The organism is Geodermatophilus sp. FMUSA9-8, from assembly GCF_037034165.1.
GTDB lineage: Bacteria > Actinomycetota > Actinomycetes > Mycobacteriales > Geodermatophilaceae > Geodermatophilus > Geodermatophilus nigrescens.
The window spans coordinates 172,447-188,282 of sequence record NZ_JBAGKE010000011.1 but is presented as its reverse complement, the minus strand read 5'-3'; the positions used below and the strand labels follow the sequence as shown (position 1 = coordinate 188,282).

General features: G+C 74.9%; 14 protein-coding genes and 1 tRNA gene. 12 read left to right on the top strand and 3 right to left on the bottom strand.

Features of this window, described 5'->3' with window-relative positions; genetic code table 11:
- Nucleotides 1-92: 92 nt before the first annotated feature.
- Nucleotides 93-1,184, bottom strand: coding sequence for a magnesium/cobalt transporter CorA (gene corA / locus WA616_RS21140; protein WP_336032905.1), 1,092 nt, complete (start codon nucleotides 1,182-1,184; stop codon nucleotides 93-95).
- Between the two features lie 134 nt (nucleotides 1,185-1,318).
- Here corA and WA616_RS21135 point away from each other — a divergent pair, with 134 nt between their 5' ends.
- From WA616_RS21135 to WA616_RS21100, 8 genes are all read left to right on the top strand, one after another.
- Complete coding sequence (locus tag WA616_RS21135; RefSeq protein ID WP_336032903.1) at nucleotides 1,319-2,833, top strand: amino acid permease; 1,515 nt, start codon at nucleotides 1,319-1,321, stop codon at nucleotides 2,831-2,833.
- Between the two features lie 102 nt (nucleotides 2,834-2,935).
- Nucleotides 2,936-3,550: a hypothetical protein gene (locus WA616_RS21130; RefSeq protein ID WP_336032900.1), complete on the top strand. Its 615-nt coding sequence runs from the start codon at nucleotides 2,936-2,938 to the stop codon at nucleotides 3,548-3,550.
- Between the two features lie 37 nt (nucleotides 3,551-3,587).
- Nucleotides 3,588-5,384 (top strand): methionine--tRNA ligase, encoded by a 1,797-nt coding sequence (gene metG, locus WA616_RS21125; RefSeq protein WP_336032898.1) that lies wholly within the window; start codon nucleotides 3,588-3,590, stop codon nucleotides 5,382-5,384.
- A complete protein-coding gene (locus tag WA616_RS21120; RefSeq protein WP_336032896.1) occupies nucleotides 5,381-6,271 on the top strand; it encodes a TatD family hydrolase in 891 nt (296 codons plus the stop codon). The genes metG and WA616_RS21120 overlap by 4 nt, the downstream gene beginning before the upstream one ends.
- A 27-nt stretch (nucleotides 6,272-6,298) precedes the next feature.
- Nucleotides 6,299-7,138 (top strand): hypothetical protein, encoded by an 840-nt coding sequence (locus WA616_RS21115; RefSeq protein ID WP_073418571.1) that lies wholly within the window; start codon nucleotides 6,299-6,301, stop codon nucleotides 7,136-7,138.
- A gap of 314 nt (nucleotides 7,139-7,452) precedes the next feature.
- Nucleotides 7,453-8,556 carry a resuscitation-promoting factor gene (locus WA616_RS21110; protein WP_073418572.1) on the top strand — a complete coding sequence of 368 codons (1,104 nt, stop codon included), beginning with the start codon at nucleotides 7,453-7,455 and terminating at the stop codon, nucleotides 8,554-8,556.
- Nucleotides 8,501-9,433, top strand: coding sequence for a 16S rRNA (adenine(1518)-N(6)/adenine(1519)-N(6))-dimethyltransferase RsmA (gene rsmA / locus WA616_RS21105; protein ID WP_336032892.1), 933 nt, complete (start codon nucleotides 8,501-8,503; stop codon nucleotides 9,431-9,433). Before WA616_RS21110 ends, rsmA begins: the two co-directional genes overlap by 56 nt.
- Entirely contained in the window at nucleotides 9,430-10,389 is a 960-nt protein-coding gene (locus WA616_RS21100) for a 4-(cytidine 5'-diphospho)-2-C-methyl-D-erythritol kinase (RefSeq protein WP_336032890.1), read from the top strand. Before rsmA ends, WA616_RS21100 begins: the two co-directional genes overlap by 4 nt.
- A 64-nt stretch (nucleotides 10,390-10,453) precedes the next feature.
- On the opposite strand, the gene WA616_RS21095 is transcribed toward WA616_RS21100, so the two are convergent.
- Nucleotides 10,454-11,077: a TetR/AcrR family transcriptional regulator gene (locus tag WA616_RS21095; protein ID WP_336032888.1), complete on the bottom strand. Its 624-nt coding sequence runs from the start codon at nucleotides 11,075-11,077 to the stop codon at nucleotides 10,454-10,456.
- A 32-nt stretch (nucleotides 11,078-11,109) separates the two neighbouring features.
- Nucleotides 11,110-12,099: an acyl-CoA desaturase gene (locus WA616_RS21090; RefSeq protein ID WP_336032886.1), complete on the bottom strand. Its 990-nt coding sequence runs from the start codon at nucleotides 12,097-12,099 to the stop codon at nucleotides 11,110-11,112.
- 203 nt (nucleotides 12,100-12,302) lie between these two features.
- Between WA616_RS21090 and WA616_RS21085 the strand changes: the two genes are divergently transcribed.
- The 4 genes from WA616_RS21085 to WA616_RS21070 all read left to right on the top strand — a co-directional run bounded on the left by WA616_RS21085 (nucleotide 12,303) and on the right by WA616_RS21070 (nucleotide 15,799).
- A tRNA-Gln gene (locus WA616_RS21085) sits at nucleotides 12,303-12,375 on the top strand.
- A gap of 44 nt (nucleotides 12,376-12,419) precedes the next feature.
- Entirely contained in the window at nucleotides 12,420-13,931 is a 1,512-nt protein-coding gene (gene glmU, locus WA616_RS21080) for a bifunctional UDP-N-acetylglucosamine diphosphorylase/glucosamine-1-phosphate N-acetyltransferase GlmU (protein WP_336032884.1), read from the top strand.
- Between the two features lie 13 nt (nucleotides 13,932-13,944).
- The gene (locus WA616_RS21075; RefSeq protein WP_073418578.1) at nucleotides 13,945-14,925 is read left to right on the top strand and encodes a ribose-phosphate diphosphokinase; all 981 of its coding nucleotides are present in this window, start codon (nucleotides 13,945-13,947) and stop codon (nucleotides 14,923-14,925) included.
- Between the two features lie 169 nt (nucleotides 14,926-15,094).
- Entirely contained in the window at nucleotides 15,095-15,799 is a 705-nt protein-coding gene (locus tag WA616_RS21070; protein ID WP_336032882.1) for a 50S ribosomal protein L25/general stress protein Ctc, read from the top strand.
- Nucleotides 15,800-15,836: the final 37 nt, after the last annotated feature.

The following is a 15,836-nucleotide window of genomic DNA, read 5'->3' as shown; positions in this document are numbered from 1 at the left end:
TCCACAGGCCGGACTGGACCGTCGAGGCATTGGAAGCTATGCCCACGTCAGAGGCCCCGATACGTGCGCATAGCTTCCAATGCCTGGTCGGGCTAGAGCCAGCCGTTGCGCTTGAAGCCGCGGTAGAGTAGCGAGCACGCCACGACGATCACCAGCCAGACCATCGGGTAGCCCCAGCGCCACTGCAGCTCGGGCATCCACTCGAAGTTCATACCGTAGATCCCGGCGATCGCGGTCGGGACGGCGATGATGCCCGCCCACGCCGAGATCTTGCGCATGTCCTCGTTGTCGTTCATCGACGTCCGCGCCAGCGACGCCTGCAGGATCGACGACAGCAGCTCGTCGAGCCCGGCCACCTGGTCGCGCACGCGGATCGCGTGGTCGAGCACGTCGCGGAAGTACGAGCGCATCGCGTCGGGCACGACGTCGACCTGCCGCTCCGACAGCTTCTGCAGCGGCAGCTCCAGGGGCCCGACCGCCCGGCGCAGCTGCATCAGCTCGCGCTTGAGCTGGTAGAGCCGGCCGATGTCGTCGGTGCGCTGCGGGCTGAACACCGACGCCTCGAGCTCGTCGACGTCGTCCTGCACCTGCTCGGCCACCTCGACGAAGGAGTCGACGACGAGGTCGGCCACCGCGTAGAGCACCGACGACGGGCCCAGGCACAGCAGGTCGCGCTGGTCCTCGAGCCGGCGCCGCAGGTCGGCGAGGTCGCCGTGCTGCCCGTGCCGCACGGTGATCACGTGGTGGGCGCCGAGGAAGACCATCACCTCGCCGGTGTCGACCACCTCGCTGGTGGCGGTCAGCTCCTCGTGCTCGAGGTAGGTCGCGGTCTTGAGCACCATGAACAGGTCGTCGTCGTAGCGCTCGAGCTTGGGCCGCTGGTGGGCGTAGACGGCGTCCTCGACGGCGAGCGGGTGCAGCCCGTACCGCTCGGCGATCGCGCCGAGCTCCTCCTCCGTCGGCTCGAACAGTCCCAGCCACACGAAGCCGCCCCGCTCGACGGCGGCCTCCAGCGCCTCCATCGGGTCCACCGGCGGCTCGCGGCGGCCCTCGACGTAGACGGCGCAGTCGACGACGGCGCCCACCCCGTCCGGCCGGGCCGGCGCCGGGCGCGGCGCACCGGCCGGCCGGGGGCGCGTCGTGGGCACGTAGGGGCCGGGCACGCCCGTCCGTTCCTCGCTCACCCCGACCGCCTCCTCCCGCCCCGCCGCCGCGGCGGGCGTGCAGCAGCGTAGGCGTGCGGGCACCGGGCGCCCGTGCCACGCTGCCCGGAGGACCGGCGCCCGCGGGAACGCCGGGCGACGAGCAGGAGGACGGCGTGGCCGCTGGCACGCGACGGGTCAAGTCCGTCGAGGACTCCATCCGGGACACCGACGAGCCGGAGCACCGGCTGAAGAAGAACCTCTCGGGCCTCGACCTCACCGTCTTCGGCGTCGGGGTGATCATCGGGACCGGCATCTTCGTCCTCACCGGCGAGGTCGCGAAGACCACCGCCGGCCCTGCCGTGGCGATCTCGTTCGTCATCGCCGGCGTCGTCTGCGGGCTGGCGGCGGTCTGCTACGCCGAGTTCGCCTCGACGGTCCCGGTGGCCGGGTCGGCCTACACGTTCTCCTACGCCACGCTGGGCGAGCTCGTCGCCTGGATCATCGGCTGGGACCTGGTGCTGGAGCTGGCGCTGGGCGCGGCCACGGTCTCGGTGGGCTGGTCGGGCTACCTCAACCAGCTGCTCGGCGACATCGGGATCCCGCTGCCGACCTCCATCGCCGGCGAGACCGCGACGGTCAACATCCCGGCGATCGTCATCGCGCTGGTGATGACCGGCGTCCTGGTGCTCGGCATCAAGCTCTCGTCCCGCGTGACCGGCGTGATCGTCGCGATCAAGGTCGCCATCGTCCTGCTGATCATCGTGCTCGGGTTCTTCTACACGAAGGCCGCCAACTACACGCCGTTCGTGCCGCCGGCCGAGCCGGCCGCGGCGGGGGAGAGCGGCTGGCACGCCCCGCTCATCCAGACGCTGTTCGGCTGGAGCCAGGGCAGCTTCGGCTGGGGCGGCGTGATCGCGGGCGCCTCGATCGTGTTCTTCGCCTTCATCGGCTTCGACATCGTGGCGACGGCGGCCGAGGAGACGAGGGACCCGCGCAAGGACCTGCCGCGCGGGATCATCGGCTCGCTGGTCATCTGCACGCTGCTCTACGTCGCCGTCAGCCTCGTCGTCGTCGGCATGCAGCCCTACGGCGAGCTGTCCACGGAGGCGCCGCTGGCCGAGGCGTTCAGCAGCGTGGGGCTGTCGTTCGTCTCCAGCCTGATCTCGGTGGGCGCGCTGGCCGGACTGACGTCGGTCGTGATGATCCTGATGCTCGGCCAGTCGCGGGTGCTGTTCGCGATGAGCCGCGACCACCTGCTCCCGCCGGGGATGGCGGCGGTCCACCCGCGCTACGGCACGCCGTACAAGATCACCATCGGCACCGGGATCGCCGTCGCCCTGCTCGCGGGCTTCCTGCCGCTCGGCACGCTCGCCGAGCTGGTCAACATCGGCACGCTGTTCGCCTTCGTGCTGGTCTCGATCGCCGTGATCGTGCTGCGCCGGACCCGGCCCGACCTCCACCGCGCGTTCCGCGTCCCCCTCGTGCCGGTCCTGCCGATCGTCTCGGCGGTGGCCTGCCTCTACCTGATGCTCAACCTGCCGGCCGACACCTGGCTACGGTTCGCCATCTGGATGGCGCTGGGCTTCGTCGTCTACTTCGCCTACGGGCGGCGGCACAGCCGGCTCGCCGGCGCCGAGGGCGAGGCCGCGGCGCGGCGGCTGGCCGCCGACCGGGAGGCCCGGCGCTGACCCCTCCCCCCGAGGGGTGAGGGAGGGGGCGGCGGGCCTCCTGCCGCGCCGCCCGCGGGACGACCTGACCGGTGACCGACGTCCCCGGCCAGGAGCGATCCCGTGGCGACCAGCGTCCTCGACGCCCCCCTCCCGACCACCGCCGACCCGCAGCGGCGGCCGGCGGCCGTGCTGCTGCTGGCCGCCGTCTGCATGCTGGAGGCGGTCGGGCTGCTGGCCGGCGCGCTGACCGGCCTCGACGGCCTGATGACGGCGACCCCGCAGCCCCCGGGCCTGCTCGTCGCCGCCGCGCTGGGCGGGCTGGCCGCCTGGATCGTGCTGTGCGCCGCCGGCGGCCTGGCCGCGCTCGACGGCTCGGGCCACCGGCTCCCCGCGGGGGTCGCCTGCGGCGAGATCGTCCTGCTCGCCGCGCTGGCCGTCCTCGCCGTCGGCAGCGACCTGGCCCTGCCGACGACGCTGCCGCTGCCGGCGCTGCTGCTGCTCGCGCTGGCCGTGCCGGTCGGCAAGCTCATGCTCACCTCGGCGTCGGCGACGGTCGCCTGGACCGCGGCCGGCCCGCGCCGCCGCCCGGCCGAGCCGCCGGTGACCCACCCGCGCACCCGGCTGGTCACCGTGGTGCTCATCGGCCTGGCCCTCGGCGCGCTCGCCGTCAGCACCCCCGTCGGGACCGACGCGGGCACCGGCGCTCCGGCGTCGAGCACCGCCCCCGGTTCCTGACGGGAGGCGGGTGGCCGGGCCTCACTACTCTCGTCACGTGAGTGATCGGCACATCCTGACCGCCGTGGCCTGGCCCTACGCCAACGGCCCGCGGCACATCGGCCACGTCTCCGGCTTCGGCGTCCCCTCCGACGTCTTCAGCCGCTACCACCGGATGGCCGGTGACCGGGTGCTCATGGTGAGCGGCACCGACGAGCACGGGACGCCGATCACCGTGGCCGCCGACGCGGAGGGCGTGAGCCCGCGGGAGATCGCCGACCGCAACAACCGGGTCATCGTCGGCGACCTGCAGGCCCTCGGCCTGAGCTACGACCTGTTCACCCGCACCACCACGGTCAACCACGCCCAGGTGAGCCAGGAGATCTTCCTCGGCCTGCTCAAGAACGGGTACGTCTTCCCGCAGACGACGCTCGGCGCGATCAGCCCGTCCACCGGCCGCACCCTGCCCGACCGCTACATCGAGGGCACCTGCCCGATCTGCGGCTACGACGGCGCCCGCGGCGACCAGTGCGACAACTGCGGCAACCAGCTCGACCCCACCGACCTGATCAACCCGGTCAGCCGGATCAACGGCGAGACGCCGCGCTTCGTCGAGAGCGAGCACTACTTCCTCGACCTGCCGGCGTTCACCCGCTCCCTCGGCGACTGGCTGGACTCGCGGCGCGGCTGGCGGCCCAACGTCCTCAACTTCGCCAAGAACCTGCTCGAGGACCTCAAGCCGCGCAGCTACACCCGCGACATCGACTGGGGCGTGCCGATCCCGCTCGACGGCTGGCGCGACCGGCCCGACAAGCGCATCTACGTCTGGTTCGACGCCGTCGTCGGCTACCTGTCGGCGTCCATCGAGTGGGCCCGCCGCTCCGGCGACGCCGACGCCTGGCGCCAGTGGTGGCAGTCGCCCGACGCCGACGCCTACTACTTCATGGGCAAGGACAACATCGTCTTCCACGCCGAGATCTGGCCCGCGCAGCTGCAGGGCTACAACGGCGAGGGCGACAAGGGCGGCAGCCCGGGCTCGCTGGGCCGGCTCGCGCTGCCCACCGAGGTGGTCTCCAGCGAGTTCCTCACCATGGAGGGCCGCAAGTTCTCCAGCAGCCGCCAGGTGGTCATCTACGTCCGCGACTTCCTCGCCCGCTACGACCCCGACGCGCTGCGCTACTTCGTCGCCGTCGCGGGCCCCGAGACGCAGGACACCGACTTCACCTGGTCGGAGTTCCTGCGGCGCAACAACGACGAGCTCGTCGCCGGCTGGGGCAACCTGGTCAACCGCACGGTGTCGATGGCGGCGAAGAACGTGGGCGCCGTCCCGACGCCGGGGGACCTGACCGACGCCGACCGCGCGCTCCTGGCCTCGACGTCGTCGGCGTTCGGGCCGATCGGCGACCTGCTGGCCCGCAACCGGCAGAAGGCCGCGGCCACCGAGGCGATGCGGGTCGTGGGCGAGGCGAACAAGTACCTGTCCGACCAGGCGCCGTGGAAGCTCAAGGAGGACCCGGCCCGCCGGGACACCGTGCTGCACACCGCGCTGCAGGCGGTCAGCGACTGCAACGCGCTGCTCACCCCGTTCCTCCCGCACTCGGCGCAGAAGGTGCACGAGCTGCTCGGCGGCACCGGCGTGTGGTCGCCGGCGCCGCGGGTGGAGGAGGTCACCGACCTCGACGACGGCTCGCCCTACCCGGTCATCACCGGCGACTACGGCGACGCCCAGGCGGTGTGGGCCTCCCGCCCGCTGCCGTCGGGCACGCCGCTGTCCCCGCCCACCCCGGTGTTCCGCAAGCTCGACGAGTCGATCGTGGCCGAGGAGCTGGCCCGGCTGGAGGGCAACGCCCCGTGAGTCGCTCGGCCGCGTCCCGCGCCAACCGGCGGGGCGAGCCGCCGCCGTCCCCGGAGCCGCTGCCGGCGCCGGCCGTCGACAGCCACACGCACCTCGACATCGTCCTCAACGGGTTCCGCACCGACGAACCCGCCGAGGACGCCGCGGTGGACGCCGAGATCGCCGCCGCGGCCGCCGTGGGGGTGCCACGGCTGGTGCAGGTCGGCGTCGACGTCGCCTCCTCGCGCTGGTCGGCGGAGCTCGCGGCCCGGCACCCGGCGGTGCTGGCCGCCGTCGCCGTGCACCCCAACGAGGCCGGGGAGGGGCTCGCCGACGACGACGCGCTGGCCGAGATCGACCGGCTCGCGGCGCTGCCGCGCGTCCGCGCGGTGGGGGAGACCGGCCTGGACCGGTTCCGCACCGGGCCCGAGGGCTGGGCGGCGCAGGAGGCGTCCTTCCGCGCGCACGTCCGGATCGCGAAGGAGCACGGGGTCGCGCTGGTGATCCACGACCGCGACGCGCACGAGGAGGTGCTGCGGGTCGTCGACGACGAGGGCGCGCCGGAGCACGTGGTCATGCACTGCTTCTCCGGCGACGCGGCCTTCGCGCGGGCCTGCGCCGAGCGCGGGTTCGTGCTGTCCTTCGCCGGCACGCTGACCTTCGGCAACGCGGGCTATCTGCGCGAGGCCGCGGCCCGCACCCCGGTCGGGCAGCTGCTCGTGGAGACCGACTCGCCGTTCCTCACGCCGATGCCGCACCGCGGCCGGCCCAACGCCTCCCGCCTGGTGCCGCACACCGTCCGGGCGCTGGCGGAGGTCACCGGGGTGGAGCTCGCGGAGCTGTGCGACGCCCTCACCCGCAACGCCGAGCGCGTCTTCGGCCCTTGGGGCACCGACCCGACCGGCTGAGCGCCGGAGCGAGGCACACTGGTCGGCGTGGGCCGCCTCATCGCCGTCGTCCTCTTCATCGCCGTGCTGGTGCCCGGCGTGCTGCTGGCCCGGGCCTGGGCCCTGGCCGCCGGCCGGCGCGCCGTCGCGTCCGCGGCGATCGAGTTCACCACCCCCACGCCCGAGGGCGTGGCCACGCTGCAGCGGCAGGCGCAGCACGGCCGCCGGGTGCGCCGGCTGGGCCTGCTGCTCGGCCTGGTCGCCATCGGCGCGAGCATCGCGGTGTTCGCCGAGGCGTCGGTGTTCCTCTGGCTGCCCGCGCTGATCGTGGGCCTGCTCGTCGGCGTCGTGCTCGCCGAGGCCACGCGCCCGCGGCCGCGCTGGCGCCTGGCCGAGCCCGCCCGCCGGCCGCGGCGCAGCGAGCAGATCTCGCTGTGGCTGCTGTGGACGATGCGCGCCGTCGTCGTCGCCGAGGTCGTCGCTGCCGTCGTCACCTGGCAGCAGGGCGACCTGCGCGACGCCGTCGGCTGGACGGCCCTCGCGATCCCGCTGGCCACCTGGCTGCTCGCGGAGGTCGCGCTGCTGCGCGCGCTCACCCGGCCCCTGCCCGCCGACGGCGCCGACGTGCCGGTCGACGAGGCGCTGCGCACCTGGACCGCGCACCTGGTGACGGCGGCGACCAGCGTGCTGGCGCTGCTGCCCCTGGGCACGCTGCTGCTGGTCGGCGGCATCGACCTCGGCGACCGGGTCACCGCGAACGTCGACCTGCTGCCGGTCGCGCTGGTCGCCGGTGGGTTCGCGGGGCTCGCCGCGGGCCTCGCCGTCGCCGGGTTCCTGCTCACCTGGCTGCGGCCGGTGCGCGTCAGCGAGCGGGCGCTGGCCGGCTGAAGCGGCCCCACTGCCCCCAGCGACGGCCGCCACACCGTGACCTCCGTCACGTACTGACCTCACCGAACGCGGTCGTCACGCCCGCCCCATCCGGCGCGTCCGTCACACACCGTGTCGGCGCGGCGCCGAGTCGACATCTCACCCCGGTGGTTGACTCCGTGCGCACCGTTGCCACACGCACCAGGCTCGTTATCGTGACGTGACCGACCGGGATGGGGACCCTCCCGGGTGGCGCCACGGCCCGGGGGTCCCCTCCGAGCAGGCTGCCGCCCGAGGGCGACCCCGTGCCGGGCCCCCGACCTCGGAAGAGACCCGTGTCCCGAACGCTGAAGCTCGCCCTCTTCGCCCTGGTCCTCACCGGACTGGTGGGCGGCTCGGTGGCCTGGTACGCCGCGCAGAAGTCGCTCACCCTCACCGTGGACGGCCAGGTGCGCGAGGTCAGCACCTACGCCGACACCGTCGGCGAGGTGCTCGCCGAGGAGGGGCTGGAGACCGAGGCGCACGACGTCGTCCTCCCCGCCGCCGAGGCCGCGGTCGCCGACGGCGACACGGTCGTGGTCAACCGCGCCCGCCCGCTGCAGCTCACCGTCGACGGCGTCAGCAGCGAGGTCTACGTGACCGCCCTGTCGGTCGACGAGGCGCTCGAGCAGCTCGGCTACCGCGCCGACGGCATGGTGCTGTCCGCCAGCCGCAGCGAGCGCCTCCCGCTCGACGGCATGGCGCTGTCGATCACCACCCCGAAGGCCGTCACCCTCGTCGTCGACGGGGCCACCCGCGTGGTGACCACGACCGCGGCCACCGCCGGCGACCTGCTCGCCGAGCAGGGCGTCGTCCTCGGCGAGCACGACCGCACCAGTCTCCTCGCCACCCAGCCGCTGCTGGGCGCCATGCGCCTGCAGGTCTTCCGCGTCGCGGTCACCGAGCAGGTCGTCACCGCCCCGGTGCCGTTCCGCACGGTCGAGACCGAGGACCCGAACGCCTTCGAGGGCGAGGAGACCGTGACCCAGGAGGGCGTCGCCGGCGAGCAGGCCACGACCTTCCGCGTGACCGTCACCGACGGCGTCGAGACCGCCCGCGAGCAGCTCAACACCGCCGTCACCCTGGCGCCGGTCGACGAGCTGGTCAGCGTGGGCACCAAGGAGCGCCCGGCGCCGGCCGGCGGCGTCCCGGCCACCGCCGACGGCCTCAACTGGGCCGCACTCGCGCAGTGCGAGTCCGGCGGCCGCGCCAACGCGGTCAGCTCCACCGGCAAGTACCACGGGCTCTACCAGTTCTCGGTCGCCACCTGGCAGGCCGTCGGCGGCAGCGGCCTGCCGTCGCAGGCCTCGGCCGACGAGCAGACCATGCGCGCCCAGATGCTCTATGCGCGCTCCGGCGCCGGCCAGTGGCCGCACTGCGGCTCCCGCCTGTTCTCCTGAGCACGAGCCGCTGAGCACCCCCGAGCAGACCGACGGGCTGCTGGGCCCCGCCGCCATCCGCGAGCTGGCCCAGCAGCTCGGTCTGCGTCCCACCAAGACGCTCGGGCAGAACTTCCTGCACGACGCCAACACGATCCGCCGCATCGTGCGCACCGCCGAGCTGCGGCCCGACGACGTCGTCCTCGAGGTCGGGCCCGGGCTCGGCTCGCTGACCCTCGGCCTGCTGGCGGCCGCCGCGGCCGTCACCGCCGTCGAGATCGACCCCCGGCTGGCCGCCCTGCTGCCGGAGACGGTGGCCGCGCGGCGGCCCGCCCTCGCCGGCCGGCTGACCGTCGTCGAGGCCGACGCGCTGCGCGTGCGCGAGCTGCCGGGTCCGCCTCCCACGGCGCTCGTGGCGAACCTGCCGTACAACGTGGCCGTGCCCGTGCTGCTGCACCTGCTGGAGCTCCTGCCCACCCTGCGGCGGGCGCTGGTGCTCGTCCAGGCCGAGGTGGCCGAGCGGCTGGCCGCCCCGCCCGGCGGCGCCGCCTACGGCGTCCCGTCGGTCAAGGCCGCCTGGTACGGCACCGCCCGGCGGGCCGGCAACGTCGGCCGGCGGGTGTTCTGGCCCGAGCCGAACGTCGACTCCGGGCTGGTCGCCGTCGACCGGCACGACCCGCCGCCGGGGGACCGGGCGGCCACCTTCGCCGTCGTCGACGCCGCCTTCGCCATGCGCCGCAAGGGCCTGCGCGCGGCCCTCGCCGGCTGGGCGGGCAGCGCCGCGGCGGCCGAGACCCGGCTGCGCGCCGCCGGCATCGACCCGTCCACCCGGGGCGAGCGGCTCTCGGTGGCCGACTTCGCGCGGCTGGCGGCGACGTCCCCGGTGGCCGGCGCGTGAGCTGGTCCTCGCCGGGCGGACCCGGACACACCCGCGGCGACGGCGCGGTCACCGCGCACGCCCCCGCCAAGGTCAACGTCTCGCTGGCCGTCGGTCCGCTGCGCGAGGACGGCTTCCACGCGCTGCAGACGGTCTACCTCGCCGTCTCCCTGCTCGACACCGTCACGGTGCGGCCGGGTGAGGGGCTGTCGGTCACCGTCACCGGCGAGGGCGCCGGCGGGCCCGACCCGGTGCCCACCGACCGGCGCAACCTCGTCTGGCGGGCCGCCGAGTTGCTCGCCGAGCACGCCGGCGTGGCCGCCGACGCCGCCATCGCGGTCGACAAGACCATCCCCGCCGCGGCCGGGCTGGCCGGCGGCAGTGCCGACGCCGCGGCCGCCCTCGTCGCCCTCGACGCGCTGTGGGGCACGCACGCCACCCGCGGCGACCTCACCGCGCTGGCCGCGCAGCTCGGCAGCGACGTCCCGTTCAGCCTGGCCGGCGGCATCGCGATCGGCACCGGCCGCGGCGAGCAGCTCACCCCGGTGCTCGCCCGCCGGCCCTGGCACTGGGTGCTCGGCATCGCCGACGGCGGCCTGTCCACCCCCGCGATCTACGCCGAGCTCGACCGGCTGCGCGCCGCGGGGCGGGTCCCCGACGGCACGGACACGCCCTCGACCGAGCCGGTGCTCACCGCCCTGCGCAGCGGGCCGGCGCCGGCCCTGGCCGCGGCGCTGGTCAACGACCTGCAGGCGCCCGCGATCTCGCTGCGGCCGGCGCTGCGGCGGGCGCTGCGGGCGGCCACCGACGCCGGCGCCGCGGCCGCCCTGGTGAGCGGCTCCGGCCCGACCGTGGCCGCGCTGGCCGACGGCGAGGACGCGGCGCTGCGGCTGGCCGCCGTGCTGGCCGGCGAGGGCGTGTTCCGCACCGTCCGCGTCGTGCACGGGCCGGTGCCCGGCGCCCGCCTCGTCGGCTGAGGCGCCGGCGCCTCAGGCCGGCCCCTCAGGCCGGCGCCTCGGGCCGGCCCCTCAGGCCGGTGCCTCAGGCCGGCGCGGTGCCCGTCGTCCGCAGCGCCGGGTCGGGGTCGAGGTGGGCCAGCCCCGAGTAGGCGAGGTCGACCAGCCGCGCGGCGACCTCCTCCTTGCCGGGGGAGCGGTGCTCGAGCCACCACTGCCCGACCAGCGCCACCATGCCGACGAGCGCGGTGCTGTACAGCCCGGCCAGCGCCGGGACGTAGCCGCGGGCGGCGAACTGCTCGGCGAGCAGGAACTCGACGCGGCGGGCGAGCTCGCCGAGCAGCGAGGAGTAGGCGCCGGAGCCGGGGGAGTCCCGGGACAGCACCCGGAAGCCCTCGGTGTCGTCCTCGACGTAGTCCAGCAGCACCAGCGCCGCCCGCTCCAGCAGGGCGCGCGGGCTGCCGCCCTCGGCGAGGGCGCCGGTGAACCGGTCGAGCAGCCGCTGCATCTCGCGGTCGACGACGGCGGTGTAGAGGCCCTCCTTGCCGCCGAAGTGCTCGTAGACCACGGGCTTGCTCACGTCGGCGCGGACGGCGAGCTCCTCGATCGAGGTCCCGTCGTAGCCCCGCTCGGCGAACACCGCCCGGCCGACCGCGACGAGCTGCTCGCGCCGCTGCGCGCCCGTCATCCGGACGCGCGGGCGGGGCATGCCGTGCGCGTCCACGGTCGGCCGGGCCCCGGTCAGGCCGCGGCCGGCTCGGCCGCGCGGCGCTTGGCGGCCAGGCGCACCGGGTCGGGCCACTTCACCGAGTGCGCCCAGCCCAGCTTCTCGAACACCCAGATGACCCGGGCGCTGATGTCGATCTGCCCACGCAGGACGCCGTGGCGCGCGCAGGTCGGGTCGGCGTGGTGCAGGTTGTGCCAGGACTCCCCGGCGGACAGGACCGCCAGCGGCCAGAAGTTCGTGGCGCGGTCACGGCCCGGGGAGACGAAGGGCCGGTTGCCCACGACGTGGCAGACCGAGTTGATCGACCAGGTGACGTGGTGCAGGAGGCCGGTGCGCACCAGGCCGGCCCAGAAGAACGCCGACCAGGCGCCGGCCCAGCTCTGCGTGACCAGGCCGCCGATCACCGCGGGCAGCGCCAGGCTCAGGAACGCCCACAGGGAGAACAGCCGGCTGGTGATCCGCAGGCCGCGGTCCTTGAGCAGGTCGGGGGCGTAGCGGGCGGCGTTGGTCTGCCGGCGGTCGAAGAGCCAGCCGAGGTGGGCGTGCCACATGCCCTTGAGCAGCGCGCGGCTGTCCGTGCCGTAGCGCCACGGCGAGTGCGGGTCGCCGTCGCGGTCGGAGAAGGCGTGGTGACGCCGGTGGTCGGCCACCCACTGCACGACCGGGCCCTGGATCGCCATGCAGCCGGTGATCGCCAGCGCGATCCGCAGCGGGCGCCGCGCCTTGAACGAGCCGTGCGTGAAGTAGCGGTGGTAGCCCACGGTCACCCCGAGCAGGGGGACGAAGTAGAAGGCCACGGCGAGCGCGACGTCCAGCCACGACAGGCCCCAGCCCCACACCACCGGAACGATCGCGGCCAGCGCCAGGAAGGGGACGACGACGAAGACGTAGAGGACCAGCTGCTCGAGGTGGCCCTTCTCCTTGCCGTACGCGGTGGCCGGGAGGCCGGCGTCGGGGTCGGCGGGACGGAAGGCCGTCGGCCGGGTGAGGGACGGGGCGGACACGGGGCGGTTGCCTCCTGGAGTCGGCCGGCCCGGTCGCGCGTCTCTGGACGACCGGTGGCTGGGTGCGCCGTAACCTACGACACCGTAGGGAGGTCCGCCGCCCGGGCTCCGGAGCCGCAGGTGGGGGCGGGGTCACCGCAGCCGTGCCGCGCGCGGGCGTGCGCCCTAGGCTCGTCGGGGTGTGGTGCCCCGCGGCGCCGCGGTGGGGGATGGGGTAATCGGCAGCCCGCCGGCCTTTGGAGCCGGGAAGTCTCGGTTCGAGTCCGAGTCCCCCAGCAGCGCCGGCAGGACCGCCGGCGTCCCAGCGTCGGAGGAGTCCCGTGAGCGCCCAGCAGGCAGTCGCCGCCGTCGTCGTCCTCGCCGCCGGGCAGGGCACCCGGATGCGGTCGGCCACGCCGAAGGTCCTGCACGAGCTCGGCGGGCGCAGCATGCTCGGCCACGTGCTGGCGGCCGCGGCGCCGCTGGGCGCCGGCGAGACCCTCGTGGTGGTCGGCTCGGGGCGCGAGGCCGTCGAGGAGCACCTGGCCGCCGTCGCGCCCGGCGCGCGGGCGGTGGTGCAGGCCGAGCAGCTCGGCTCGGGCCACGCGGCGCGGGTCGCGCTCGACGCCGTCCCCGACCTCGAGGGCGCCGTGCTGGTGGTCAACGGCGACGCGCCGCTGCTGCGGCAGCGGACGCTCACCGAGCTCGCCCGCGCGCACGCCGAGGCCGGCAGCGTCTTCACCGTGCTCACCGCCGAGGTCGAGGACCCGACGGGGCTCGGGCGCATCGTGCGCGACGCCGAGGGCGCGCCGCGGGCGATCGTCGAGGAGCGCGACGCCACGCCGGAGCAGCGGGCGATCCGGGAGGTCAACGCCGGCGTCTACGTGGCCGACGCCGGCACGCTGCGGCGGGTGCTCGCCGGCCTGGCCACCGACAACGCGCAGGGCGAGCAGTACCTCACCGACGCGCTGGCCCCGCTGGTCGAGGGCGGCGCCCCGGTGGCCGCCGTCCGCGCCGACGACCCCGCCGACGTGCTCGGCTGCAACGACCGACGCGAGCTCGCCGCCCGCCGCCGCACCCTCAACGACCGCGTGCTCGACGACCTCATGCGCTCCGGCGTCACCGTCGTCGACCCGGCCACGACCTGGATCGACGTCACCGTGACCGTCGCCCCGGACGCGCTGCTCGAGCCGGGGGTGCAGCTGCGCGGGACGACGGCGGTGGCGGCCGGCGCCGTCGTCGGGCCGGACTCCACGCTCGTCGACACCACCGTCGAGGAGGGGGCCGCGGTGGTGCGCTCGCACGTCCTCGGCGCCGTCGTCGGCCCGCGCGCCTCGGTCGGGCCGTTCAGCTACCTGCGGCCCGGCACCCGGCTCGCGGCGGACGCCAAGGTCGGCGCGTTCGTGGAGACGAAGAACGCCGAGGTGGGCGAGGGGTCGAAGGTGCCGCACCTGTCCTACGTGGGCGACGCGACCATCGGCCGGGGCGCGAACATCGGCGCGGCCACCGTCTTCGTCAACTACGACGGCGTGGCCAAGCACCGGACGACGATCGGCGACGAGGTGCGCATCGGCTCGGACACGATGCTCGTGGCGCCGGTCACCGTGGGCGACGGCGCCTACACCGCCGCCGGGTCGGTGATCACCCAGGACGTCCCGCCGGGGGCCATGGGTGTGGCGCGGGCCGCACAGCGCAATGTGGCAGGCTGGGTCCGACGACGCCGTCCCGGCACCGCCGCCGCGAGGGCCGCAGCCGCGGCAGAGGGCGCGGCTGGCCAGCAGGGGCCTGCGGACGCCGAGACCGGTGCCGGGGCCGACTCCAGGGCCGGTTCCGCGGCCAACTCCGAGCAGTGAGGGCACACAGCCGATGAGCGCGATCCGGCAGACCACCAGCAAGAGCCTGATGCTGTTCTCCGGCCGGGCCTACCCCGAGCTGACGGCGGAGATCGCCGGCCACCTGGGGGTCACACCGACGCCGACAGCGGCCTACGAGTTCGCCAACGGCGAGCTGTTCGTCCGGTTCGAGGAGTCCGTGCGCGGCTGCGACGCGTTCGTCGTGCAGAGCCACACCGCGCCGATCAACACCTGGCTCATGGAGCAGCTCATCATGGTCGACGCGCTCAAGCGCGCCTCGGCCAAGCGGATCACCGTCGTCGCGCCGTTCTTCCCCTACGCCCGGCAGGACAAGAAGCACCGCGGCCGCGAGCCCATCTCCGCCCGGCTGGTCGCCGACATGTTCAAGACCGCGGGCGCCGACCGGCTGATGACCGTCGACCTGCACACCGCCCAGATCCAGGGCTTCTTCGACGGCCCGGTCGACCACCTCTTCGCCCTCGAGCTGCTCGTCGGCCACGTCAAGGAGCGCTGGGGCGACCGCGACATCACCGTCGTCTCGCCCGACTCCGGCCGCGTCCGGGTGTCCGAGCGCTGGACCGACGCCCTCGGCGGCGTCCCGCTAGCCTTCATCCACAAGACCCGCGACCCCATGCGGCCCAACGAGGTCAAGGCCAACCGCGTGGTCGGCAACGTCGAGGGCCGGGTCTGCATCCTGGTCGACGACATGATCGACACCGGCGGCACGATCGTGAAGGCCGCCGAGACGCTGTTCGAGGCCGGTGCCTCCGACGTCATCGTCTGCGCCACTCACGGCGTGCTGTCGGGCCCCGCCGTCGACCGGCTGAAGAACAGCCAGGTCAGCGAGGTCATCGTCACCAACACGCTGCCCATCGAGCCGGCCCGCCTGTTCGACAAGCTGACCGTCCTCTCGATCGCCCCGCTGCTCGCGCGGGCGATCAAGGAGGTCTTCGAGGACGGCTCGGTCACGAGCCTCTTCGGCGGCGCCAGCTAGCGGTCCCGGAGGTCGCGCGGCCGCCTCCTCACGGTCGCGTAGGATGGGCAGTCGCCCGGCGAGGGAGGCGGCCCGTCCGCACTCCGTGATCGACGTGCGTGTGCTCCCCGCGAGGTGTGCCGCGCCCGGCCGCCGGCACACCGGCCGTATCACCTGAGGAGCACACACCGTGGCTGACTTCCGCCTCGCCGCCGAGGCCCGCACCGAGTTCGGCAAGGGCAGCGCCCGCCGGACCCGCCGCGCGGGCCGCATCCCCGCCGTCCTGTACGGGCACGGCCAGGACGTGGTCCACCTGTCGCTGCCGGCCCGCGAGTTCGCCGCGGTGCTGCGCAACGGCGGCACCAACGCCCTGATCACCGTCATCCTCGACGGCCAGGAGCAGCTCGCGCTGACCAAGTCCGTGCAGCGCGACCCGCTGACCCGCGTGCACGAGCACGTCGACCTGCTCGTCGTCCGCCGCGGCGAGCGCGTCACCGTCGACGTCCCCGTCGTCGTCGTGGGCGAGGCCGCCACCGAGACCCTGGTCAGCGTCGAGCTGAACACCGTCTCGGTCGAGGCCGACGCCACCGCGATCCCCGAGACCGTCGAGGTCGACGTCACCGGCCGCGAGGCCGGCAACGGCGTGACCGCCGCCGAGCTGTCCCTCGCCGGCGGGGCCACCGTGCTCACCGACCCCGAGGCCCTGGTCGTCAACGTCATGGCCGCCCCGACCGCCGAGCAGCTCGACGCCGAGCTCGCCGAGGCCGAGGCCGAGGCCGGCATCGAGCGCGAGGAGTCCGCGCCGGCCGAGGAGGGCACCGGCGAGGGCGACGTCGTCCCCGAGCCGCAGGACCAGGGCAGCGGCGAGTCGATCGAGTCGACCGAGAACAGCTGAGGTCCCCGCTGACCGAGAGCACGTCCCGCAGGGGCGC